The organism is Desulfosarcina alkanivorans, assembly GCF_009688945.1.
Classification (GTDB): Bacteria; Desulfobacterota; Desulfobacteria; order Desulfobacterales; family Desulfosarcinaceae; genus Desulfosarcina; species Desulfosarcina alkanivorans.
In genome coordinates, this window is record NZ_AP021874.1 from 6,425,891 (window position 1) to 6,449,570 (window position 23,680).

Genomic DNA, 23,680 nt, shown 5'->3' on the forward strand with positions numbered 1-23,680 from the left:
CACGATCCTCATCGCGCCCGCCGTTGGTAGAGCGTCTCCACATAATTAAAAACCGCCATCATGAATCCGACCAGGAAGAAGCCGGCTGCAGGCAGTACGAAAAAGAGCATGGGCCTGAATCCCAGCACGTCGTAACCGAGAAAGGTGCCCATCCCCATCACCTCGCGTACCCCCCCCAGCACCACCATGCCGAACATGAATCCGAATCCCATTCCGATTCCGTCCCAGAACGAGGCGACCACGGTGTTGCGACAGGCAAATACCTCCAACCGCATGGTGATGATGGCAAATGCGACGATCAGGCGCACGAAAATGCCCATGGCCTTGTAGGCCACCGGCAAATAGGCCGCCAGCACCAGGTCGATCACGGTCACCCAGGTGGCGATCGTCAGGGTGTAGGTCGGGATGCGAATGCGCGGATGAATGTGGTCCTTGATCAGCGCGATGGTGCAGCTCGAAAAGACCTGCACAAAAAGCACGGCCACACCGAGCAGCAGCCCGTTGGCGACCGTGGTGCTGATTCCCACGGCCGGGCACATGCTAAGGGCCAGCCGGAAAATGGGGTTTTCGTTGAGCAGGCCGTTGACGACCAGTTGCATATTGGTTTTGGTGGTTGCTGCCACGGGGTGTTCCTTTCTCCGGCCTAAAAAAGAACCTTGACTTCGCCATCCGCTATGGCCTGGTCCAGTATCTGAATGCGATAAGCGAACTTTTTCACCATGCCCTTGACGCCGTTGGTCACTGCGGCGCTGGATATGGTGGCGCCGGTCAGCGCATGGATATCCTGATCCTTGTAGCGTCGCCGAATGTCGTCCGCCTCACTGTCCGAAAGCCCGTTGTCCCGCAATCCCATGGATTTGAGATAGCGCTCGTAGTCCGCAGGCAGCGGTTCCTTGATGACGGTAAGGTGTTTGAGTTTTTCGAAGGATTTGCCGATGAACTGGTTCTTAAAATATTCCTGGGTGATTTCACCGCCCAGGCCGGGATCTTCCTCGTGCTCGATGACTTCCAGCCCCAACAGCTGAAAGTCGGCGTCCAGGGCCACCATGGCCTTGATGAACGTCTTGAAACCGGGAAACTGACCCGGCAACAGATACGCCGTCCGTTCATCTCCCAGGCTTGCGATGATCATGGTGTCGGCGAAATTGAACGCCGCCTCGGGGGGCAGAATTTTCGCAAGGGACTTCTTGCGGTCTTCGGCGGACAAGGCCGCTTCGACCGTCAATGTCAAATCTCGACGTTCGAGGAATCGACCCTTCAAGTCGAGTACGACCAGCGTGTACCCCTCGTCGCCGCCGTTCATGGTCGGGACCATGTACCCCATATACAGTGTTTCCGCCTTGCGGATGATGTAGCGGTGAACCTGGTACAGCTTGAGTTCGGGTGCTGCGGGTCGTTCCGGACCGTATCCCAGCAGGCCGAGCATGGTCTGTTGCACATTGAGATGCTCGTTGTGCTGTTTGGCCTTGGCCGTGAAGATGAAGGTTGTGCCGATTACGAGACCGGCCACCAGACAGGAAATGGTCAGGGCAACGGTAATCTTGATAATCTCTTTCATTGGACCGCCCCCTGGGAAAATCGTTTCGGTTTGAGCCATTGATCCAGTGCCGGCGTTAGGGGATTCATCAGCAAAATCGCGTAGCAGACCCCTTCCGGGTAGCCGCCTTTGAGCCGGATCAGGACGGTCAGGGCGCCAATGCCGATGCCAAAAACGATTTGACCGCTGCGCTGCGTCGGTGAGGTCACGTAATCGGTGGCCATGAAAAACGCCCCGAGAATCACGCCCCCGGAGAGCACCGCCAGCAGCGGATCACCGGTGAACAGCCGTTCGCCGCCGAACATCCATGTCAGCAGGCCTACCGTGACGATGGTCGAGACCGGGATTTGCCAGTTGATGTACCGCTTGTAGATCAAATAGGCCCCACCCACCAGCAGGAGCAGGGCTGACGTTTCGCCGATGCACCCGGGCCTGAAACCGAAGAAAAAATCGGTGTACACCGATGCCCGGGACCCGAACTGCTCCAGCATGGCCGCCATGCCGTAATGCTTCAAAACGTAAAGCGGCGTGGCCGAGCTGACGGCATCCACACCGGCGCCCATGTACCTGAATACGTCCGCATTGCGGATCGGCTCCAGCCAGGCGGTGGTCATGGCCACGGGGTAGGTGGCAACCAGGAAGGCGCGGCCGATCAGGGCCGGGTTGAAGATGTTGAAACCGAGGCCGCCCATGATGATCTTGGTGACGAATATGGCCATCACCGCACCGCAGACCGGCATCCATAACGGGACGCCGGGCGGAATGACATAGGCCAGCAAAAGACCGGTAATCACGGCGCTGCCATCCCTGATGGTCACCGGATGGCCCAGAAGCTTTTGCGAGATCGCCTCGGTGGCCAGGCAACTGGCCACGCTGACAGCGGTGATGGCCAGGGTCTGTAGACCGAAGACGAAGACCGACAAGAACAGCGGCGGCATCAGACAGGCAACCACGGTCCACATGATCCGGGATACGGTGACATCGGTTTTCAGATGGGGCGACACCGATACCAGCAGATGGTGCCCGTCAACGCCATCGCACGACTGATGGGAGATGGGGGAGAGTTTTATTGCCATTATCCTGCTTTTCTTTTCTGTTCCCTGGCTTCTTTGAGCTTACGGGCTTGGTTGATTTCCTGCCGGGCCAGGCGGATGAACTGCACCAGGGGGCGTTTGGACGGACAGACGTAGGCACAACTGCCGCACTCGAAACAATCGTCCATCAGGCCAAAGGGTTCGGTTTCCGCACCCCTGCCGGCTTCGACGTAGATGCCGATATTGTTCGGCTCCAGCCCCATGGGGCAGGCATCCAGGCAAAACCCGCACCGGATGCAGGGGCCGTAAGCCTGCGCATCGACTTCGGCATGGTTCAGAAACAGGATCCCCGGGGTCGTTTTTGTGATCGGGATGTCCAGGGTAGACACGGCAAATCCCATCATCGGCCCGCCGACCACCACCTTGCACAGGTCTGCCGTGGTGCCGCCGAGGTAATTCACGATATCCGAAATATGGGTGCCGATTTTTACGCGCAGATTCGCCGGCCGTGCGATTCCGCTGCCGGTGACCGTAATGATGCGATCGGTCAGGGGTTTGCCCAGTGCCACGGCATCGTAGACCGTCTTGGTTGTGTATACGTTTTGTACAATGATCCCGATACTCGAAGACCGCTGGCCCGATGGCCTGACGCGGCCGGTGACACTCTGCATGATCTGATCGGCCGACCCCTGGGGATATTTGACCGCCAACGGTTTGACCTCGATCTTGAAACCGTCGGTCGAATCCGTCTGGTCGATGGCTTTGTTCAGGGCCGCGATGGCGTCCGGTTTGTTGTTCTCCACGCCAATGGCGCAATAGGTAATTCCCAGCACCGTCAGCAGGATTTTGGCGCCTTCGACGATCTCACGGGCGTTTTCCACCATGACGCGATGATCACAGGTGATATAAGGCTCACATTCGGCCCCATTGAGGATCAGGGTATCAATCTTGACGCCCGGTTTGACGTTGAGCTTGACCTCGGTGGGGAATCCGGCACCCCCCAGGCCGACGATCCCGGCGGCGGCGATGCGCTCCTGGATCTGCTCCCGGGAAAAGCCCCGCCAGTCCACCGGCGTGCGGGTCGGTGCGACGGCCTCGGGATCGGTTCGGAGGACGATGGCCGGGGCCGAACCCACCTGGTGGTGAAGAATGTTTTCCACCCCCAGAACCGTTCCGCCGACGCTGGCATGAAGCTCAGCGCCGAGCCGGGTGCCGATTTCGCCGATTTGATCGCCTTCCCTGACCTTGTCCTTTTTGTCCACCAGCAGCCTGAATAGCGCTCCGGGGTGCTGGCTTGAAAAAAGAAGATTCTCGCTGACCGATTGCTCACATCTGGAATCGTTCCGATGCGGCACGGCCACTTCGCAGGGTGCGCCGACATGTTGTTTGAGAAAAAGCGACACCGCCGGCGGATCGGGCATGGTTTCGATTGGCAACGCGTTGGTCAGGTGCTTGTTCTCTTGGGGATGGACCCCTCCCTTGGGGAAAGTCGCCAGTGGGGTCATTATCAACGCACCTTTGCCGGCATCAATTGTTTTTCGAGCAGTCCCTGGCCGAAGGATTCCCGGGTATTGTTGGAAAGTTCTGCCGGTTTGCTGAACTGCAGCGCGTTGGTGGGACAGACCGATACGCACACCGGCTTTTCGCCGGCGTCGATGTGATCCATACACAGGTCGCACTTGACGGCCTTGCCGGCCTCCCTGTCCCACTGGGGAATATGCCATGGGCAGGCCGAGATGCAGGCCTTGCAGCCTACGCACAGACTGTCGACGATATAAACCAGGCCGTCCTCTTCTCTTCGCCGTATGGCTTCCGTGGGGCAGGCCTCTATGCACCATGCCTGTTCACAATGAAAACAAGGAACGAAGACGGAGTTCATTTTGGGTTTGCCGTTTACCATTTTGGGTCCCAGGACGACAATCTTGCCCAGGGTCACATCCAGCGGGAGCTTTTTCTCGGATTTGCATGCAATTTCACAGGCATGACAGACAATGCAGCGTTGCGGGTTGGTGGAAATGATGTAATCGCCCATATCTTCAAATACCTCCAAGAAACGGATGGGGTTTCAGATTTTATTAACCGTGATCCAGCTATGGTCCAAGGCGGGACTGCCGCCGATTTTGTCGTGGAGGCGTTCCTGAAAGAGCGCATCGGGCAATCCTTTTCCGAAACTGCGCTTGCTGTCGACCTCCTTGTGGCCAAACCCGTGGAGCATGAACGCCGCTTCGGGGTGGATCATGTCGGTGACATAGGCGCGCATTTCACCTTTGCCGGCCTTGGATTCGACAAGAATGCGGTCGTTATCGGCAATTCCCAATGCCATGGCCCGCCGGTCGTTGATCCAGAGCCGGTTTTCGGGAACCAGATTGTTAAGATAGGCGTTGTTCTGGGTCATTACGTTCGTGTGGGCCACGCAGCGGCCGCACATCAGTCTGAAGGCCTCCGGCTTCGAATCGAGTGCTTCATAAGGCGGCAGCGAGGGAATCCCATGGCTTTCCATCATACTGGAAACAACTTCGATCTTGGCGGAGGGGGTCTTGAATTTGATCCCGTCGTTGCGGTCCCACCAGATGGCCTTGTCGCTCAGGGATACGAAACCGGTTTCGTCAAAATCCTCGATCTTGATGTCCAGGTCCGCCAGCTGGTAATTCCAGATATCTTCCACGGTTTCATAGGGGAAATACTGACCCGCGCCCAGACGCTCGGCCAGCTGCTTGACGATCCACCACATCGGCTTGGTATCGAAGAGCGGTTCGACGCAGGCGATCCGGCGGTTGATGGCCGGTTTCAAACTGGACCCCATCTGCAGCGGATCGGAGCGCTCCAGAAAGAACGATTCGGGCAAAATCACATCCGCCAAAGCGGTCGTGCCGCCGAAGTTGACATCGCTGGCCACGATCAGATCCAGTTTTTTGAGCGCCTTGAGATTGGTGTTATAGTCCGGATTTGACAGCAGCGGGTCGTAGCGGAAAGCAAACAGGGCCTTGATCGGATAGGGGTCCTCGTTCAGGATGGCATGGGGCAGCATATAGCCTACGCCATGGGACGGATCGGCAATGGGGAACTTGTCCTGGCCGCACCCGTCGAAGCGGCGCGTGTCCTCCATCTCGGGAAACTTCTGAGAAGAGAAGGTCTTCAGCCCGTTTTGGTAGCCGGCGTCCTTGAGACCTTTTTTTATGAAGATGCCCCCCTTGCTTTCAATGCTGCCCATCAGGGCATTCAGGATCAGGATGGAGCGGCGGAAGTATGTTTCCTTGGTGTGGTGGGAGCCGCGATAGCCGTAATGGAAAACCGCCGCCGGCTTGACCTTGCTGACTTCCCGGGCCAGACTCACGATCTCCCCGGCCGGTATCCCCGTTTCCTTTTCGGCCCATTGGGGCGTATAGGGGATAACAAAATTACACAACTCTTCGAATCCTTCTACCCAGCGTTTCACGTAGTCCGCATCGTAGAGATTTTCCTCGATGATGACATGCATCAGGGCGTAATTGAGAGCCAGGTCACTGCCGGGACGAATCATTTTGTAATCGGTGGCCTTGGCTGCCGTAAGCGTTACCCGTGGATCGATGTAGGTCAGCTTCGTTCCCTTTTCCAGGGCCGAGATAAAGCTGTTCATGGCCTTGATCTCAATGGATTCGAAAACATTGCGCCCATATAGGACCACGTGTTTGGCATTGGACCAGTCCGCGTTGATCTGGCCGTCGGTGTATCCGATGGTCGTTCGGCAGGCCGTGTTGATGGCCCCCTTGCAGACCGTGTCGTGGGTAAAATGGTTCGGTGAGCCGATGGCCTTTTGAAAGGATTTGGAAATGTCGGATATCAGGTTGGCCCGCTCACAGTAAATTGAGCTCCTGGCCCCGTGCTTGTCGAAAATATCCTTGCATCGGTCGGCCGTATAATCCAGCGCCTCCGTCCAGCTCACCCGTTTCCACCGGCCCGAACCGCGCTCGCCGTCACGAATCACGGGATAGCGCACCCGCTGGGGGTCATTCAGGCTGGCAATTGCTGCGGCTGCTTTGGGGCAGATGCCGCCGTTCATGGCCGGCACGTGCGGGTTGCCCCGTATGCTGATCACCTGCTCATTTTCCACCACGACCTGAATCGGGCAGCGTACGGAACACATGAAGCAGAGCGTATTAACAATTTTTTTCATTACCAATTCCCTCCAATATGCCGAGCATGATAAAAGTAATTTGGGACCTTACAGCCTGGAAAATACCTGCATTTCTTTAATGAACATATGCACAATAGCGAGTCGCCGGAGGTATAATGAACATATGGTCCCTTTGTCAACCTCAAAGTTACAGTTGAAAAGGGTAACCGCATTTTTATAATGAACATATGCGCAACCTAAATCGCTCGGAGGTATAATGAACATATGGTCTCTTTGTCAACCCCAAAGTTACAGTTGAACAGGGCAACTGTATTTTATGGTTTCACGCTTAATTCGAGGCAAGGATAAATAACTTAAAAAACAATTAGTTATAACATTTCAATATTATCCCCATTGAAATCTGGCATCACTTTTGTGTTGCAGACGGATTTAACATATTTGCGAATTGGGTCAGGCAGAGTGTGAAGGGTTTAAGAAATTCCCGGCGCTTTCACTCGCAATTCCGTATGCGGATACATTCGCCTTTGAGAACGGTTGAATTGGAAAAATTCAGGCCCGTCGGAATAAAAAGAAATCCAGGCTGGAAAAATGTTTCGCATATTGATAGCCTTCAATTCAGTTGGCAAGGCGGGGTAGGCCTGTGGGAGGCGAGTGGTTCCAAATCAGGAGACCATTTTACGAAAAGGTTTCCAATGATCGGGAGGGGATGATGTCGATTATTACGATCTCAAGAGGCAGTTATGGTTATGGATCGGAAATCGCCGAGAAACTGGCCGACAAGCTTGGATATGAATGTGTCTCCCGAAAAGTGTTGCTGGATGCATCGGAACAATTCAACATACCTGAAATCAAGCTTGTCAAGGCCATTGAGAACCCACCATCATTTATTGAGCGTCTTTCTCTCGGAAAAGAGAAGTATATTGCTTATATCCGCGCTGCTTTTATGAAAAGCATAGCAACGGACAATGTCGTCTACCATGGGTTTGCAGGCCATTTCTTTGTTAGGGATATTCCCAATGTATGCAAGATCAGAATCAATGCCGATATGAATTATCGGATACAAAAAGTGGTGAAAAATGAAAACGTCTCTGCTGAAAATGCTGAAAGAATAATCGGGAAGATCGATGAAGCCCGTCGCAAATGGAGCCTTCACCTTTACGGCATGGATACATCGGATGCCGATCTTTATGACATGGTTTTTAAAATCGATAATATGAACGAAGATAATGTGGTGGATATTATCGCCAGCACCGTTCAACTGCCGTGTTTTCAAATTTCGCCGGAAGCAAGGGAAGCTCTTGATAATAAATCCCTCGAATATGAAATCAAAGCAAATCTGGTGGAAAAATTTCCGATGACCAGACATGTCTCTGCCAAAGCCGGAACGGTCACTGTTGTAATGGAAACCGCACTGAAGAATAAAGAAAAAGTGGAAGCTGAGTTGCAAAAAAACCTCCGGGGTGTCGATGGGCTCAAATCAATCGATGTCTGCTTCAAACACTGACCCTGAACAGCACCTTTTTTTTTCTGTCGGTCTGCGTGTTGTCTGCCCGTTCAGCCGGATGCTGTCTGGCCGTATCGGTAAAGGTGCCGATGTCCGTGATAGGAACCTGTTCTTTGAGGGGCAGGGAGCGTCGACTGTTTGGTTGGCAGCCAGCAGGAAAAGCATCACCATTCAGGATATCGCAGCTCACCAAGCCACGTGCGTGCGTAACAGCTCTCAGGGCAGGATCCCAAAGCCATACCCCCGACAGGCCAAAGCGAAATGTATTCATCGTTCCTCAGTGGAAGGAGGGGGTGGAAAACTGCCTTCTGAACCGTTTTTTGTCCCTTCAGTGCAGATTTTTTCTTCAACGCTTTCTCGCCATCACAAAATGGCTGAGTTTGGTTTGGTAACGCATATCCCACAAGAACAAGCGGCTGCAAAAGATGACATATCTCCTCAACTCATTACTAAACGACATCATCTGTGATATTAACTGGTGCCCATCCATAAATGCCCAATTTGCACGATATCCGGGTTGCGTTCAAAATTTTATCCTCGGAATATCAATCCTATGCCTGTCGAAAAATTTTTCGCGCGCCCGGATCTCAGCCAAATTTGCCTATTCGATACGGTTGACATCTGCGTTATGTTTATGAAAAACAAAAAGGTTTTGCAGGCATGGCCCGGTTAGTGAACCGGTCTTGGTGCGGCGGTTCGTTTGCACGCCGTCCAAGAATGCTGCGCCGGACGGAGACGTGTCCCAAAATGGCACCGCAGCCCGGCGGTCAGAAACCAACAACCCGGTGACGGCGGGATCAGAATCCCTTGCATGGACACCGAATCGCGGATAGAGACCCGATGATGGAAACAGAAGATCGCCGTATTCTGATTATTGATGACGAACCCTCCATTTGCGCCGGCTGCCGGATGACGCTCGCGGACAACGGATACGTGTCAGACGCGTGCAGCACCGGCAGGTCCGGGCTGAAGGCACTGCTCAGCGGCAGGTACCAGCTCGTCCTGCTGGACATGAAACTTCCCGATATGGACGGGATGGACATTTTGCAAAAGGTCAAGGACTCCGGAATCGACCTCTGCGTCATTGTCATGACCGGTTATGCCAGCGTCAAAAATGCCGTGGACGCCATGAAGTTGGGCACCTTCGATTATTTATCCAAGCCTTTCTCGGACGACGAGTTGCTCAACGCGGTGGCGCTGGCCGTTGAAAACCGGCGGTTTAAAGAAGCCCATATGGCCGTCCGCCGTCAGCCGGCCACGCGGCGGGATTTCGGCAACATCATTGGTGAGAATCCACGAATCCTCCAGATTTTTGATGATATCCGAAAAGTCGCGCCCACCGACACCACCGTGCTGTTGTGCGGTGAGAGCGGCACCGGAAAAGAGCTGTTTGCCCGGGAGCTCTATGCCCACAGCCACCGGTCGGATCGTCCGTTCATGGCGGTGGACTGCAGCACCTTCTCTTCTTCCCTGCTGGAAAGTGAATTGTTCGGGCACACCAAAGGGGCCTTTACCGGTGCGGTTCAGGATAAAGAGGGCATTTTCAGCGCCGCCGGCAACGGCACCCTTTTTCTGGACGAAGTGGCCAACCTGAACATGGACATTCAGGCGAAACTGCTGCGCGCCCTGGAAACCCATGAGTTCAAACCGGTGGGGGCCAGCCGCCTGAAGAAAGCGGATGTGCGCTTTATCGCCGCAACCAATCGCGATTTAAAGACCATGGTGCGCGAAGGCCGTTTTCGCGAAGATCTGTTTTACCGCCTGAATGTCTTTCCCATCATCATTCCCCCGTTGCGCGAACGTCGCGATGACATCCCCCGGCTGCTGTACCACTTTCTAAGACAAACCTGCCGCCAGACCGGAAAGCGTGTCGACGGCTTCTCGGACGAATCCCTTGAAATACTGGTCAACGATGACTGGCCCGGAAATGTGCGCCAACTCAAGAACGTGGTCGCCCGCCTCGTCATCATTGCCGACAGCCCTGTTCTGGAGTGCCAGCATCTCTCGGACCATTGGGAAGCCGGACCCGAGCCGGTGCGGGATGAGGTCCCTGACAGCCTGGATGCGTTGAAAGCGGCCAAACAGAACCTGCTGGACGTCCAGTTCGGAGAAATCGAGAAAGCCTTTCTCAAAAAAGCCCTCTCCGAGGCGGGCGGCAATATTACCCGGGCGGCCCGCCGGGTCGGCATGCAGCGGTCGAATTTTTCCACCCTGATGAAAAAACACGGACTGAACTCAGCCGCCGGGCCGTCGTCCGACAGGATTTAATGCATCCGGGGCTGACCGTATGACCGCCCATACCCCCGTATAACCCTTTATACGCCGATAACACTCTGCGATTAATGGATAAAGCTTTTTTTCCACCTGTTTCCACCATATAAAAACCTATACGCTTTTCACCTTTTCTCCTATCCCTTCCGATCCATCCGCTTGTAACTAACCTGTAGAATATAATAGTAAAAACGACTTTTTTGCCTGTTGCTTCTTCCCTTGGGGGCAAGTGGCACGGCCTATGCTTTTTATCCAACTGAAGGCGGCTCGATGGTTGAGAAGTTGATAACCCACTCAGAAGCAAAACCGGAAGAAGGAGGTATCATCATGATGACCCAATTGGAGAATGCGGCCATGAAGTATGAGGTGCCCCCTCATATCCTGGTGATGGAAGACGATCTCAGCGTGGCCCAGGGGCTGGAAATGGTGTTGCGTGAAGACGGATTTGACGTGAACCTGGCCGGTACCGGTGAACTCGCCATGGAGGCCTTCCGGCAGAAACGGTTTGACCTGCTGGTGGCTGACCTGCGGCTGCCGGACATCGACGGCATGGACGTCATCCGGCGGATCAAGGCGGAAACCCCGGACACCGAAGTCATCGTGATCACGGGATACGGCACGACGGCAACGGCGGTGGAAGCCATGAAGCTGGGCGTCGCCGATTTTCTGCCCAAACCGTTTACCGAAGAACAGATCAAGACGGCGATCGCCGGTGCCCTCAAGTCTCAGGAGGAGAAGGCTGCCGATGAACCGGCCGTCGCAGAAGCGGTAACCGAGGAGGAGCGGATTATCCAGAAACGGCAGGTCATCCAGGTGATGAATCGGACCTGGGAAGACCAGACCTTCTGGGCGGATCTCATGGAGAAGGGGTCCTCCGCACTGGCTGAATACCAGCTCTCCAGCCAGGCCAAGGCGGCGATCACCTCCGGGGACCTGAAATGGATCAACGAAAACGTGGGCGAGCTGACCCAGAAGCAGTTGATGTTCATCTATAAACGACTGGAACGGGAAGCGTGGTAGCCGCGACGGCATCACTCGCGTTGGCCCTCGAGCCCGTGTCAATGGTCGGGAAGACGCGACCGGGCCGGCGGATAGCCGGTCCAGGGCTGAGGCAGGACCATAACGGGCAGGCAAACCATGATATCTTCGACACCCTATGAAAGTTATTTCCATGTCTTCCGGGACATCATCCGCTCCATGCACTCGAGCAACAGTCTCCAGGAGGTGCTGGATGTGGTGGTTACCAAATCAGCGGGGGTGCTGAACGCCAAGGGCGCCCTGCTGAGAATTTTAAACGAGGATACGGATCGGTTCGAGGTCCGGGCCGCCTGCGGCCTGGGCGAAAACTATCTCTCCAAGGGGCCCGTCACCACTGAAAAGGTACTCTCCGATCCGTCGGAACTGCATCGGGTTAAAATTATTTCCGACCTCTGGCATGCGCCCCGGGTGGAGTACCCCCAGGAAGCCTGGGACGAGGGAATCCGCATGATGGTCGATGTTCCCCTGGCCGTCAAAGACCGGATGCTGGGCCTGATCCGTATCTACCTGGACCACAGCCGTGATTTTTCAGAGGATGAACTGGATTTCATGCTGACCATTGCCGAGCAATGCGCCTGCATTATCGAGCGGGTCCAGTTGATGGAAAACCAGAAGAAGCATTTCAACCACCTGGCCACCCGGATGGACAAGATGTCCTCCCTGGGCCGCATGGCGGCGGGAATCGCCCATGAAATCAACAACCCCCTGGCCGGCATCCTGCTATACAGCTCCAACATGCGCAAGAAAGTACCTCCCCGGGGGGGACTGGTGGAAGGGTTCGACATCATTATCAAGGAGACCCAGCGCTGCAAAGTGATCATCCAGGGACTCCTGGATTTTGCCCGTGACACCGAACCCCAGCGGGTGCCGGCCAATGTCAACCACATCGTGGAGTCCGCGCTGGGCATTGTGGAAAACGAGTATCACCTGCAGCATGTGGATATCGGGCTGGCCCTGGCCAAAGACATGGTCACCACCCTGCTCGATGAAAACCAGATCGAACAGGTGGTGATCAACCTGCTGCTCAATGCGCTCCATGCGGTGGACGAATACGGCAAGGTCGCCGTCAGAACCGGTGTGGACGACGATGCCGGTAAGATTGTCGTCGAGGTTGTCGACAACGGATGCGGCATCACCCCTTCGGACCGGAAGAAGATATTCGAGCCTTTTTTCTCAACCCGGTCAAACGGAACCGGGCTTGGCCTCGCCATCAGCTACGGCATCGTCCAGAACCACCAGGGAGATATTCAGGCTTTCAGCGAACCTGAAAAAGGGACGCGGTTCGTGATCACGTTCCCGATCCGGACGGACACGGCCGCCGGGCGGGTGTTCCCATGAAGCCATTACATGTGCTGGTCATCGACGACGAACAGGTGATCTGCGATGCCTGCCGGCTGGTGCTTTCCGAAAACGGGCACCAGGTGGCGCACTGCATTACCGGCAATCAGGGGCTGCTGGAAATCGAACGCAACCCCTATGACCTGATCCTGTTGGACATGAAACTGCCCGACATCGACGGCACCCGCATCCTGGAGTTTATCCGGGAGCGGTCGTTGTCGTCGGCCGTGATTGTCATGACCGGGTATTCGACCCTGTCCAACGCCGTCGAGGCCATGAAACTGGGGGCCGCGGACTATCTGTCCAAACCCTTCAGCGAGGATGAGCTGCTGGCGACCATCGATGGGGTGTTCGACGGCCGGTAGCGAACAGGATGCAGGCGGAAACCCGGGTGCGATGCCGTCGCCGTCAGCGGATCGATCTTGAGAATTTAAGCTGCGGGGGATGCAGCCGTCAATAACCACTATCAACCGAGCAGGGAGCAGGTGTATGGAAGACAAGCAGACGAAAAAAGCGGTCCTCGGATCCGTCATGGTCGTCGGCGGCGGTATCGCCGGCATGCAGGCGGCCCTCGATATGGCCAATTCCGGTTATTACGTATACATGGTGGAGCGGTCACCGGCCATTGGCGGGGCCATGGCCCAGCTGGACAAGACCTTTCCGACCAATGACTGCTCGATGTGAATTATCTCACCTAAACTGGTCGAGGTCGGCCGGCACATCAACATCGAACTGCTCACGTTGTCCGAAGTGACCGCCATCACTGGCGAGGCGGGCAACTTTACGGTTTCCGTTCTTCAGCATCCGCGATACGTGGACATGGACAAGTGCATTGCCTGCGGCCTGTGCGCCCAGAAGTGCCCCAAGCGCGTGGATGACCGCTACAATGAACGCCTGATCAAGCGCAAGGCGATCTATGTTCCATACTCCCAGGCCGTTCCCCTGAAGTATGCCATCGATGCGGAAAACTGCATCTATCTCAAAAACGGCAAGTGCGGTGCCTGTGAGAAGTACTGCCCCTCGGGAGCCATCAATTTCAAGGATACGGAGAAGACCATCGACGTCCGGGTGGGATCGGTGGTCATGGCGTCGGGGTTCGAATCCTTCGATCCGTCCGGTCTGGACACATACGGCTACGCCAGCCAGCCGGACGTGGTGACCGCGCTGGAATTCGAGCGTATCCTGTCGGCCACCGGCCCCTATGGCGGCCACCTGGTGCGTCCGTCGAGCAAACGCGGCAAGAAAGCCACGGGCAAACCGCCCAGACGGATTGCCTGGCTGCAGTGTGTGGGCAGCCGGGAGATGAACCGCTGCGACAACGGCTTCTGCTCATCGGTGTGCTGCATGTATGCCGTCAAGCAGGCGGTGATGGCCAAAGACCACAGCGACACCCCCCTGGAATGCACCATTTTTTACATGGACCTGCGCACCCAGGGCAAGGATTTCGACCGCTATTGCGATAATGCCCGCAACAGCGGTGTCCGGTTCGTTCCGGCCCGCATTCACACGGTGGATCAGGTTCCCGAATCCGACGACCTGATGCTGCGCTATGCGGACGACGGCGGCGAGATCCATACGGACGCCTTTGACATGGTGGTGCTGTCGACAGGCCTCGAAGTGAGCAAAGCGGCCGTGGAATTGTCGCACACCCTGGGGGTCGAACTGGACACGGACCGGTTCATCCGTTCGAGCTGTTTTCATCCGGTGGCCACCTCGGTGCCGGGAATTTATGCCTGCGGGGTCTCCACCGGTCCCAAGGATATCCCCCAGTCGGTGATGGAGGCCAGCGCCGCCGCCTGCGCCGCCACCGAAAACCTTTCCGACGGGCGCAACACCCTGACCCGGACCGTGGAGATCCCGGCCCAGCGGGATGTCAGCCGTGAAGCGCCGCGCATCGGCGTCTTCGTTTGCAACTGCGGCATCAATATCGGCGGCATCGTGCGCGTACCCGAGGTGGCCGACTACGCCCGGACCCTGCCCGGGGTCGAGTATGTGGAGGAGAACCTGTTCACCTGCAGCCAGGACACCCAGGACAAGATGACGGCGGTGATCCGGGACAAACATCTCAACCGGGTGGTCGTGGCGGCCTGCACGCCGCGGACCCACGAGGAGTTGTTCCAGGAGACCCTGGTGAATGCGGGCCTGAACAAGTATCTGATCGAGATGGCCAATATCCGCAATCAGGATTCATGGGTGCATGCCGACGATCCCGATGCCGCCACCGAAAAGGCCTGCGACCTGGTGCGCATGGCCGTGGCCAAAGCGTTTCTGGCCGGCCCGCTGCAACAGACCGACCTGCCGGTGACGCCTGCCGCCATGGTGGTGGGCGGCGGCGTGGCCGGCCTTACCGCGGCCCTGTCCCTGGCCCGCCAGGGCTATCCCGTTCATCTGGTGGAAAAGGCCGCGGTCCTGGGCGGCAATGCCCGCCGCCTGGTCAGGAGCTTCCAGGGGGAAGATGTGGCCGGCTTTCTGATTGACCTGATCGATGAGGTGGAATCCGAGCCCCGGATCACCGTCCATTTGGAAACGTCGGTGAGCGATGTGGACGGGTTTGTGGGCAATTTCAACAGCACCCTGTCCGACGGCAAGACGGAAACGACCATTCGCCACGGCGTGGCGGTTCTGGCCACGGGTGCCAGGGAGAGCCAGCCGTCGGAATACCTGTACGGCCAGCACCCGGCGGTGGTCACCCACCTGGAGATGGATGACCTGTTCAGGCAGAACGACCTGCGCATCAAGCGGGCCGGGGACGTGGTCTTCATCCAGTGCGTCGGGTCACGGAACGAGGCGCGCCCCTACTGCTCCAAGGTGTGCTGCACCCATTCCATCCAGAACGCCCTGGAATTGAAGAAACGCAACCCCGATACGAACGTCTATATCCTCTACCGGGATATCCGTACCTACGGCAAAAGGGAATACCTGTACAAGGAGGCGCGGCGGCAGGGCGTTCTCTTTTTCCGTTACGACCCGGATCATCCGCCGGTTGTCACCCCCGCCGACAAACGCGTCGCCGTGAGCTTTACCGACCCCGTTCTCGGCCGCCCGGTGCGCGTGGACGCCGATCTGCTCTGCCTGGCCACCGCCATCGAAGCCCGGGACAATACCGGGCTTGCCCAGTCCTTCAAGGTATCGGCGGATGCCGACGGATGGCTGATGGAAGCCCACCAGAAACTGCGGCCGGTGGAATTTGCCACCGAAGGGGTGTTCCTCTGCGGCATGGGGCATTATCCCAAACCCCTGGAAGAGAGCATTGCCCAGGCCCAGGCCGCCGCGGCCAAGGCGCTGACCGTGCTGTCCAGGGATCATATCATGGTGGGCGGCATCGTCAGCCACATCGACCCCGAGCTGTGCTCCGGCTGTCTGGGCTGCATCAATGTCTGCCCCTATAACGCCATCACCTACAATGCTGAAAAAGGGGTTGCGGAAGTCAACCAGGCCCTGTGCAAGGGGTGCGGGGCCTGTGCCGCGGCCTGTCCATCCGAGGCCCCGGTGCTGCTGGGCTTCAGCAACCGGCAGCTGTATGCCCAGATTAAAAGTGCCATGTGCGCCTAATTCATATTATCCAAGGAGTGATTGTGGAACAGAAACCGTTCGAACCCAAAATTCTGGCATTCATATGCAACTGGTGCGCATACGGGGCCGCCGATCTGGCCGGCGTCAGCCGCATGCAGTACCCGCCCAACGTGCGCGCCATCCGGGTCATGTGCTCGGCCACCGTATCGCCCCACCATATTCTGCGGGCGCTGCAGGACGGGGCCGACGGGATCCTGGTGGGCGGTTGACACATCGGCGACTGCCATTACCTGTACGGTAATCACATGACGGTTAAACGGATCACCTTTCTCCAGGAACTGCTCACTTTCATGGGCCTTGACGGCCGTGTGCATCTGGAATGGATTTCCTCGGCCGAAGCCCAGAAATTCGTCCAGGTGGTGTCTGCCTTTACGGAGAAAATCCGATCCCTGGGCCCCAATCCGCTTGCGGGGGCGAATGCGGCGATGGCGGGCCTTTTGCCTGCCGCGTCACTGGCGAAAAACGCCGATTTAGCCAACAACACGCCATTGGCGCGGCCGGACGGCGCCGGAATGACCAAGGAGGCAATCAATGAAAGCCAAAGTCAAACGGTGGCTTGAAGAGGGCATCGTCGACCTCTTTCTGGGTTACAAAATGGTCATGGGCCATCCGCTGCCCTGCAGCTTCACCAAAGACGATCTTGACGCAGTGGATGACCTGGTCGACGGGCCGGCGCGTTATTCCCTGGAAAAGATGGCCACCCACATCGCCGCCATCGATCCAGACATCAAAATCGGAATGCTGGCCCGGGACTGCAACCAGCGGGCCCTGAACGTTCTTTATGTCTGGAATCAGCTCAAACCGGACCATATCAAGACGGTCAATGTCAACTGCTGCCCGTCGAACCTCAAGCCCCACGGGGACTGCTCCTACCTGGAGCCCGAGAAACCGGCGCCGCTGAAACAGAAGACCGGTGTGGACAACACCTTGTGCCCCGGGGATCTGGAACAGATGGATCCGCCGGAGCGTCTGTCCCGGTGGATGAATGAATTCCAGAAATGCATCAAGTGTTATGGCTGCCGGAACATCTGTCCGGTCTGTTTCTGCAAAGAGTGCAGCCTGGAGCATGGCGACCTGATCGGCAAAGGCGCCCTGCCGCCGGAGGTGCCGATATTTCATCTGGTGCGGGCCGTGCATATGGCCGGGCGCTGCATCGACTGCGGGCTGTGCGAGGATGCCTGCCCCGTGGACATCCCCTTGCGCCTGCTCTACCGCAAGGTCAACGAGATCGTCAAAACCGTTTTTGACTACGAAACCGGATCCACCGCCGACCAGTCGCCCTTCAGCATCCTGGGAGAGACGGTCACGCTGGAACCGAAACCGATGAAAAACGCCGATTTAGCGAACTAGTGGCGGCGAGGGTGTAACACGCGCCCATCAGTCGGCGGTTCAGTCTTTTTATATATCGGACATTAACCAAAGGAGTGCACCATGCAGTGCAAGTTCGTCCCCTCCGTCTGTTCATATTGCGGCACCGGATGCGGTGTCCTGTTTGAAGTCATCGATGGCCAGATCGTCAGCACCCTGCCCATGAAAACCCATCCGGTCAACCAGGGCAAACTGTGCATCAAAGGCTGGAACCTGCACGAGCATGTGAACAGCGTCCTGCGTTTGAAACAGCCGCTGGTGAAGACTTTCGGCCGATTCATCAAGGCCGGCTGGGATGAAGCCATCGGCGTGGCCGCCGACCGCTTCCGTGCCATCATCGACGAGCACGGACCGGATTCCGTGGGGGTACTGGTGTCGGCCAAGGTGACCAACGAGGAAAATTATCTGGCCCAGAAGTTTGCCCGGGCCGTGCTGGGCACCAACAACGTCGATCACTGCGCCCGTCTCTGACATGCCTCCACGGTGGCCGGGCTGGCCGCCGCCTTCGGAAGCGGAGCCATGACGAACTCCATTGCCGAGATTGAATCGTCGGGGTGCATTTTTGTGATCGGGTCCAACACCACCGCCTGCCATCCGTTGATCGCCCGGCGTATTTTCAGGGCCAGAGAACGCGGCGCCAAGCTCATCGTGGCGGATCCGCGGAACATTCAGCTGTCCCGTTTCGCCGACGTGGCCGTCAACCACCGGCTGGGCAGCGACGTGGCCCTGTTGAACGGCATGATGCACATCATCATCGAAAACGGCTGGCAGGCCGACACCTACATCGCCCAGCGCACCGAAGACTATGAGGCCATGGCATCCGTGATCAAGACGTACACGCCGGCCAGGGTCGCGGAGATCACCGGGGTGGACACCCGGGATCTGGAACGCATGGCCGAGCTTTACGCCACCCGCAGCCCGTCCACCCTGCTCTATGCCATGGGCATCACCCAGCACACCACCGGCGTGGACAACGTCAAATCCTGCTGCAACCTGGCCATGCTCTGCGGCAACGTTGGCGTGCACGGCGGCGGGGTGAACCCGTTGCGCGGGCAGAACAATGTCCAGGGCGCCTGCGACATGGGCGGGCTGCCCAACGTGATGACCGGCTACCAGCCGGTGGCCGATCCCCAGGTGCGTGAGAAATTCTCAACGGCATGGGGCGTACCGCTTTCCGACAGTCCGGGACTGACGATTACGGATATGATTCCGGCCATTCTCGACGGCCGGCTGAAAGGGCTTTTCGTGATCGGCGAAAACCCCAAACTGAGCGACCCGGACTGGAACCACCTCAACGAGGCCCTTAAAAAACTGGACTTCCTCGTGGTTCAGGACCTGTTCCTGTCGGAAACCGCCCAGGTGGCCGATGTGGTTTTTTCGGCCGCCGCCGTGGCTGAAAAGGAAGGTACCTTCACCAACACGGAACGCCGCTGCATGCGCATCCAAAAAGCCGTCGAGCCCCTCGGCGACACCCTGCCCGACTGGGAGATCATCAGCCGCCTGTCGACGGCCATGGGTTATGAGATGCGCTATGACAACCCGCAGGCCATCTTCGACGAGATGGCCTCCCTGACGCCCAAGAGCTATGCCGGCATGACATACGACCGCATGGGCCTGGACGGACTGCAGTGGCCCTGCCCGGACCGCGACCACCCGGGAACCCCCTACCTGCACAAGGACCAGTTCGCCCGGGGCAAGGGAAAATTTCACGCCGTTGACTACCTGGCCCCGGCGGAAATGCCCGATGCGGAGTACCCCTTTTTCCTGACCACCGGCCGCATGTTTGCCCATTTTCATACCGGCACCATGACCCGTATTTCTCCCCATCTGGATGTGGAACAGACCACCGGTTACGTCTCCATCAGCCCGGCAGACGCCGAGGCGCTGAGCGTGGCGGAGGGGGATGTGCTGGTGCTCGCGTCGCGGCGGGGCCGCATGGAAGCGCCGGCCAGGATCAGCGCCTCCCTGAAACCCGGGACCCTGTTTCTGCCCATCCATTTCGGGGAAAATCCGACCAACGTGCTGACCAGTTCGGAGGCCTTCGATCCCCTGGCGAAAATTCCGGAGTTCAAGGTCAGCGCCGTGAAGGTAGAGAAACTGTCCGCTTAAGAGAAATGGTCCCCGCCTGTCGGGTACCTCCGGAAAAGGATGCCGTCGGGGCATCCTTTTTTGTTTGACAGCGCCCCGGGACCATTTTAGCATTGATGGTAAAGCCGATATGAATCGTCCCGTCCAACCGCCGCTGTCGATGCGGATGTTCAGCGTTCCTTCCCGGACCTGACGTTCCTGCCCATTTTCAGAAGTCGTCCGATCTGCACCCTGTCATTCGGCCTGCGCCAGCAGCATGTGCCCGCTACCGCTTTCGGTTACGCGGCCGACCAACAACCCTTTTCAACAGGAAAGGAGGGCGCCATGGCAACGTTTCGGATACTGCTGCCCTACAATTATTCACCCAACGATCAAAAGGCCATCCGTTTTGCCATCGATGCATTTGCCGGGCACGGGGACACCAGTGTTACCCTTTTTCACGCATACACCCCGCTCCCGGAGATCGATGTGACCGCCAGTCCGGAGAATGTGAAGATGAGAAGCGGCATGACCTACCTGGTGACGGAACTCAAAGAGAAGGAGGCGGCCCTGAAGGCCGTGGGGGATCTGCTGGTGGAGAACGGTTTTGACCCCGACGCCGTTACCTGCGTGTTCAAAAAAAGGGTCAAGAGCGCGGCCGAGGAGATCGTGGAGAGGGTGGCCGGCGCCAACGTGCTGGTGCTGAGCCGGGGCGCGGGCAAGGTGACCCACTTTTTCACCCGAAGCATCTATGCCCGCGTGGTGACGGCACTGCGCGGCGTCACCATCTGCGTTGCCACCTGAAAGGAGGAGGATATGGCATCTGAAAACAGGATCAATATCGACATCTTCAAGGCCGTGACGCGGTCCGTTGCCCACAGCGAAGACCTGGATGTGATGACCAACCACCTGGCGCAACTGCTCACCGCCGGCCTCGACATCAAGGGCTGCGCCATTTTCGTGCTCAATGCCGTTACCGAGGAACTGGAGATTCTGGCCAGCTTCGGCCTTTCCGCCAAGTACCTGACCAAAGGGCCGCTGAACACGCCCAAAAGCATCAACGAAACCTTTCAGGGCAACCCGGTGGTGATCGCGGACATCAGTAAAAAGAACAAGAGCCTGCAATATCCGGACGAGGCCCGCAAAGAGGGGATCGCCGCCATCGTGTCCCTGCCCATCGACCACCTCGGCGAGGTGGTCGGCGTGCTTCGCCTCTACCACTTCGAGCCCTGGAAAGTGTCGGATCAGGACCTGGAGTCGCTGCAGATCCTGGCGGGCATCATCGGCCTGGCGATGACCTATGCACGGTTTCACAACAGCATTTATGCCATCGCCGAGGTGCTGGGGCACACCTTTCAGGTGGAACTGACGCCCAAGTGGGGGAAAAGATAAGGGGCAGAGGCTGTAGCGGTTTAGGCTGTAGGAAAACAGATGGCCATCATCCGGAGAACTGAGGACTGAGGTCGGTAGGCGGATGACCGACATCCGACGTCGGTGGCCGTCCTACAGCCTACAGCCTACAGCCTACAGGCTATCCACCTCCGTCCTATAGTTTCCCTATGCCCTTGAGCACCTTCTCCGGGGTGATGGGCAGGTCCCTGCACCGGTAGCCGGTGGCATGGAAAACGGCTTCGGCGATGGCCGGTGCCGTGGGGGAAACCAGCCCTTCACCGGCTTCCTTGGCGCCCATGGGGCCTTCGGGTTCGAAGGTCTCGATGCACACCGACTCGCCCGGCGGCATGTCCGCGGCGTTGGGGATCTTGTAGTCCAGAAAGTTCGCATTCAATGTTTTGCCGCCCTCCATGACGAACTGCTCGGAGAGGGCGTACCCCAGTCCCATGTGCACGGAGCCTTCCAGCTGGCCTTCCACGGACATGGGGTTGAGCACGGTGCCGCAGTCGTGGGCGGTCCACATCTTCTCCACCTGGATCTGGCCGGTATCGGTGTCCACCGCAACCTCGGCCACCTGGGCGCCGAAGCTGAAGGCCGGGCTGACCAGCCCCTTGCCCCGGGGGGTATAGGAGCCCCGGGCCACCAGCGGTTCGCCCCGCTGGGTCTTCTGGACAAAGGCCACCGCCTCGCCAAACGTCATCCCCCGGTCCGGCTTGCCTGCCGCAAACACCCGCCCGTCGGCAAATTCGATATCGAAGATCACGTTGAGGTCGAAGCGCGCCGAAACGGCGCCGGCCAGCCGTTCCTTTATTTTTTGGGCGGCATCCAGCACGGCGTTGCCGGCCATGAGGGTCACCCGGCTACCCCAGGTGCCCAGGTCCGCCTGGGGGGTCATGGCCGTGTCGGCGGCCGTCAGGCGGATGTCCGCCATCGTCAGGCCCAGGGTTTCGGCCAGGATCTGTTTGAGCACCGTGTCCGATCCCTGGCCGATGTCCGAGGCCATGGTGAGCAGGTGCACGGTGCCGTCGTCGAAGGCACGCACCTCGGCGGCAGAAAACGGATACTGGGTGTTGAACCAGTTGAAAACGCCCCCGGAGATGAAACTGTAGCAGCCGATGCCCACCCCCCGGCCCGTCTTCAGCCCCTTGCGTTTGCGGGACCAGCCGCTGATGCGCCGCACCTCCTTCAGGGATTCGATGAACCCGCAGGAGCTGATGGTGGCCACGCCGGGCAATTCGTCACCGGAAACCATGGCGTTTTTCAGCCGGATGGCGATGGGGTCGATGCCCAGCTCTTCGGCGGCCATGTTCATCTGGGTCTCGGCGGCAAAGAGGGTCTGGGGCGCACCGAAACCGCGCATGGCGCTGGCCGGCGGCTTGTTGGTGTAAACGTGCTCACCCAGGTAGCGGTAGTTGGGGTAGCGGTAGAGCATGGCCCCGAAGTTGCCCGACAGGAAGGTGGCCGTGGGCCCCATGGCGTTGTAAGCGCCGCCGTCCAGGTAGATGTGCAGGTCCTTGGCCACCAGGGTGCCGTCGCTTTTGAAGCCCACCCTGGAACGGACGGTCATGGGGTGGCGCCGGCGCCCGTAGGCCAGTTCCTCTTCGCGGGTGAGGGTGAATTTAACCGGCCGCCCGGTCCGGCGCGCCATGAAGGCCGCGCAGAACTCCCAGGGCCGCAGTTCCATCTTGCCGCCGAACCCGCCGCCCACCGTGGGCTTGATGACGCGGATGTCGTTTTCGCGCATCTTCAGGGTCGATGCCAGCAGGCATTGCACGATATAGGGGGTCTGGGTGGAGGTCCACAGCGTAATGCGGCCGTCCAGGTCGCTCTGGGCCACGCATGCGCAGGGCTCCATGTAGGCGTGGCTCACCGCGTGAACGGTGAAGGTGTCCTCGCGCACATAGTCCGAGGCGGCAAAGCCGGCCTCGATGTCCCCATAGGCAATCTTGCGGTCGATGCTGATATTGGTGGGCGACGCCTCGTGGATGACCGGCGCGCCGTCGGCCAGTGATGCGGCCACATCGAAGGATCCGGGGAGCTCTTCGTATTCAACCGTGATCGCTTCCAGGGCGGCTTCGGCGGTTTCCCGGTCCACGGCGGCCACGGCGGCCACCTCGTCGCCGATGAAGCGTACTTTGTCCACTGCCAGCGCGTATTCGTCCTGAGTGCCGGGAAACAGGCGCCAGTTGCCGTAAGTGACCCGGGGGATGTCCTGACCGGTAATGACACAATGCACGCCGGGCAGGGCCGCTGCTTTGCGGGTGTCGATGGCCAGGATGCGGGCGTGGGGCAAGGGGCTTCTGAGCAGTTTGCCGTAAAGCATGCCCGGCAATTTGATGTCGTCGGCATAAATGGCCTGGCCGGTGGCCTTGGCCCGGCCGTCGGCCCGGGGGATGTCTTTTCCGATGATGCGATGCGCGTTCATGGGAAATCCTTTGCTTGGA

18 protein-coding genes and 1 pseudogene are annotated in these 23,680 nt (G+C 58.1%); 12 read left to right on the forward strand and 7 right to left on the reverse strand.

Features of this window, described 5'->3' with window-relative positions; translation table 11 throughout:
* Positions 1–8 precede the first annotated feature (8 nt).
* Genes rsxE through DSCA_RS27915 form a run of 6 tightly spaced genes read right to left on the reverse strand, consistent with a single transcriptional unit; the run spans position 9 to position 6,724 of the window.
* A complete protein-coding gene (rsxE, locus tag DSCA_RS27890) occupies positions 9–623 on the reverse strand; it encodes an electron transport complex subunit RsxE (protein ID WP_231716300.1) in 615 nt (204 codons plus the stop codon).
* A gap of 20 nt (positions 624–643) precedes the next feature.
* A complete protein-coding gene (locus tag DSCA_RS27895) occupies positions 644–1,558 on the reverse strand; it encodes an FMN-binding protein (protein ID WP_155319558.1) in 915 nt (304 codons plus the stop codon).
* A complete protein-coding gene (locus tag DSCA_RS27900; RefSeq protein ID WP_155319559.1) occupies positions 1,555–2,613 on the reverse strand; it encodes an RnfABCDGE type electron transport complex subunit D in 1,059 nt (352 codons plus the stop codon). The genes DSCA_RS27895 and DSCA_RS27900 overlap by 4 nt, the downstream gene beginning before the upstream one ends.
* The gene (rsxC, locus tag DSCA_RS27905) at positions 2,613–4,076 is read right to left on the reverse strand and encodes an electron transport complex subunit RsxC (protein ID WP_167527986.1); all 1,464 of its coding nucleotides are present in this window, start codon (positions 4,074–4,076) and stop codon (positions 2,613–2,615) included. The genes DSCA_RS27900 and rsxC overlap by 1 nt, the downstream gene beginning before the upstream one ends.
* Before the next feature lie 2 nt (positions 4,077–4,078).
* Positions 4,079–4,603, reverse strand: coding sequence for a 4Fe-4S dicluster domain-containing protein (locus tag DSCA_RS27910; protein ID WP_155319560.1), 525 nt, complete (start codon positions 4,601–4,603; stop codon positions 4,079–4,081).
* Between the two features lie 33 nt (positions 4,604–4,636).
* Positions 4,637–6,724 carry a molybdopterin-dependent oxidoreductase gene (locus DSCA_RS27915; RefSeq protein ID WP_155319561.1) on the reverse strand — a complete coding sequence of 696 codons (2,088 nt, stop codon included), beginning with the start codon at positions 6,722–6,724 and terminating at the stop codon, positions 4,637–4,639.
* Positions 6,725–7,391: 667 nt separating this feature from the next.
* Between DSCA_RS27915 and DSCA_RS27920 the strand changes: the two genes are divergently transcribed.
* The 12 genes and pseudogenes from DSCA_RS27920 (at position 7,392) to DSCA_RS27975 (ending at position 21,236) form a co-directional block, all read left to right on the forward strand.
* Complete coding sequence (locus DSCA_RS27920) at positions 7,392–8,189, forward strand: cytidylate kinase-like family protein (protein WP_231716301.1); 798 nt, start codon at positions 7,392–7,394, stop codon at positions 8,187–8,189.
* Positions 8,152–8,658, forward strand: coding sequence for a hypothetical protein (locus DSCA_RS27925; protein WP_155319562.1), 507 nt, complete (start codon positions 8,152–8,154; stop codon positions 8,656–8,658). Before DSCA_RS27920 ends, DSCA_RS27925 begins: the two co-directional genes overlap by 38 nt.
* Before the next feature lie 371 nt (positions 8,659–9,029).
* Positions 9,030–10,457, forward strand: coding sequence for a sigma-54-dependent transcriptional regulator (locus DSCA_RS27930; protein ID WP_155319563.1), 1,428 nt, complete (start codon positions 9,030–9,032; stop codon positions 10,455–10,457).
* A gap of 330 nt (positions 10,458–10,787) precedes the next feature.
* Positions 10,788–11,480 (forward strand): response regulator, encoded by a 693-nt coding sequence (locus DSCA_RS27935; RefSeq protein ID WP_231716302.1) that lies wholly within the window; start codon positions 10,788–10,790, stop codon positions 11,478–11,480.
* 117 nt (positions 11,481–11,597) lie between these two features.
* The gene (locus DSCA_RS27940; protein WP_155319564.1) at positions 11,598–12,836 is read left to right on the forward strand and encodes a sensor histidine kinase; all 1,239 of its coding nucleotides are present in this window, start codon (positions 11,598–11,600) and stop codon (positions 12,834–12,836) included.
* Positions 12,833–13,201 carry a response regulator gene (locus DSCA_RS27945; RefSeq protein ID WP_155319565.1) on the forward strand — a complete coding sequence of 123 codons (369 nt, stop codon included), beginning with the start codon at positions 12,833–12,835 and terminating at the stop codon, positions 13,199–13,201. The genes DSCA_RS27940 and DSCA_RS27945 overlap by 4 nt, the downstream gene beginning before the upstream one ends.
* Positions 13,202–13,325: 124 nt before the next feature.
* Positions 13,326–16,388: an FAD-dependent oxidoreductase gene (locus tag DSCA_RS27950; protein WP_155319566.1), complete on the forward strand. Its 3,063-nt coding sequence runs from the start codon at positions 13,326–13,328 to the stop codon at positions 16,386–16,388.
* Between the two features lie 23 nt (positions 16,389–16,411).
* Positions 16,412–16,816 (forward strand): annotated as a pseudogene (locus DSCA_RS27955) (hydrogenase iron-sulfur subunit); the annotation flags it as partial.
* Between the two features lie 124 nt (positions 16,817–16,940).
* Complete coding sequence (locus DSCA_RS27960) at positions 16,941–17,759, forward strand: 4Fe-4S binding protein (RefSeq protein WP_155319567.1); 819 nt, start codon at positions 16,941–16,943, stop codon at positions 17,757–17,759.
* A gap of 81 nt (positions 17,760–17,840) precedes the next feature.
* Positions 17,841–19,886 carry a formate dehydrogenase subunit alpha gene (fdhF, locus tag DSCA_RS27965; protein WP_155319568.1) on the forward strand — a complete coding sequence of 682 codons (2,046 nt, stop codon included), beginning with the start codon at positions 17,841–17,843 and terminating at the stop codon, positions 19,884–19,886.
* 303 nt (positions 19,887–20,189) lie between these two features.
* Positions 20,190–20,648, forward strand: coding sequence for a universal stress protein (locus tag DSCA_RS27970; RefSeq protein ID WP_155319569.1), 459 nt, complete (start codon positions 20,190–20,192; stop codon positions 20,646–20,648).
* 12 nt (positions 20,649–20,660) lie between these two features.
* A complete protein-coding gene (locus tag DSCA_RS27975) occupies positions 20,661–21,236 on the forward strand; it encodes a GAF domain-containing protein (RefSeq protein ID WP_155319570.1) in 576 nt (191 codons plus the stop codon).
* Between the two features lie 154 nt (positions 21,237–21,390).
* On the opposite strand, the gene DSCA_RS27980 is transcribed toward DSCA_RS27975, so the two are convergent.
* Positions 21,391–23,661 (reverse strand): xanthine dehydrogenase family protein molybdopterin-binding subunit, encoded by a 2,271-nt coding sequence (locus tag DSCA_RS27980; RefSeq protein ID WP_155319571.1) that lies wholly within the window; start codon positions 23,659–23,661, stop codon positions 21,391–21,393.
* Between the last annotated feature and the right edge of the window lie 19 nt (positions 23,662–23,680).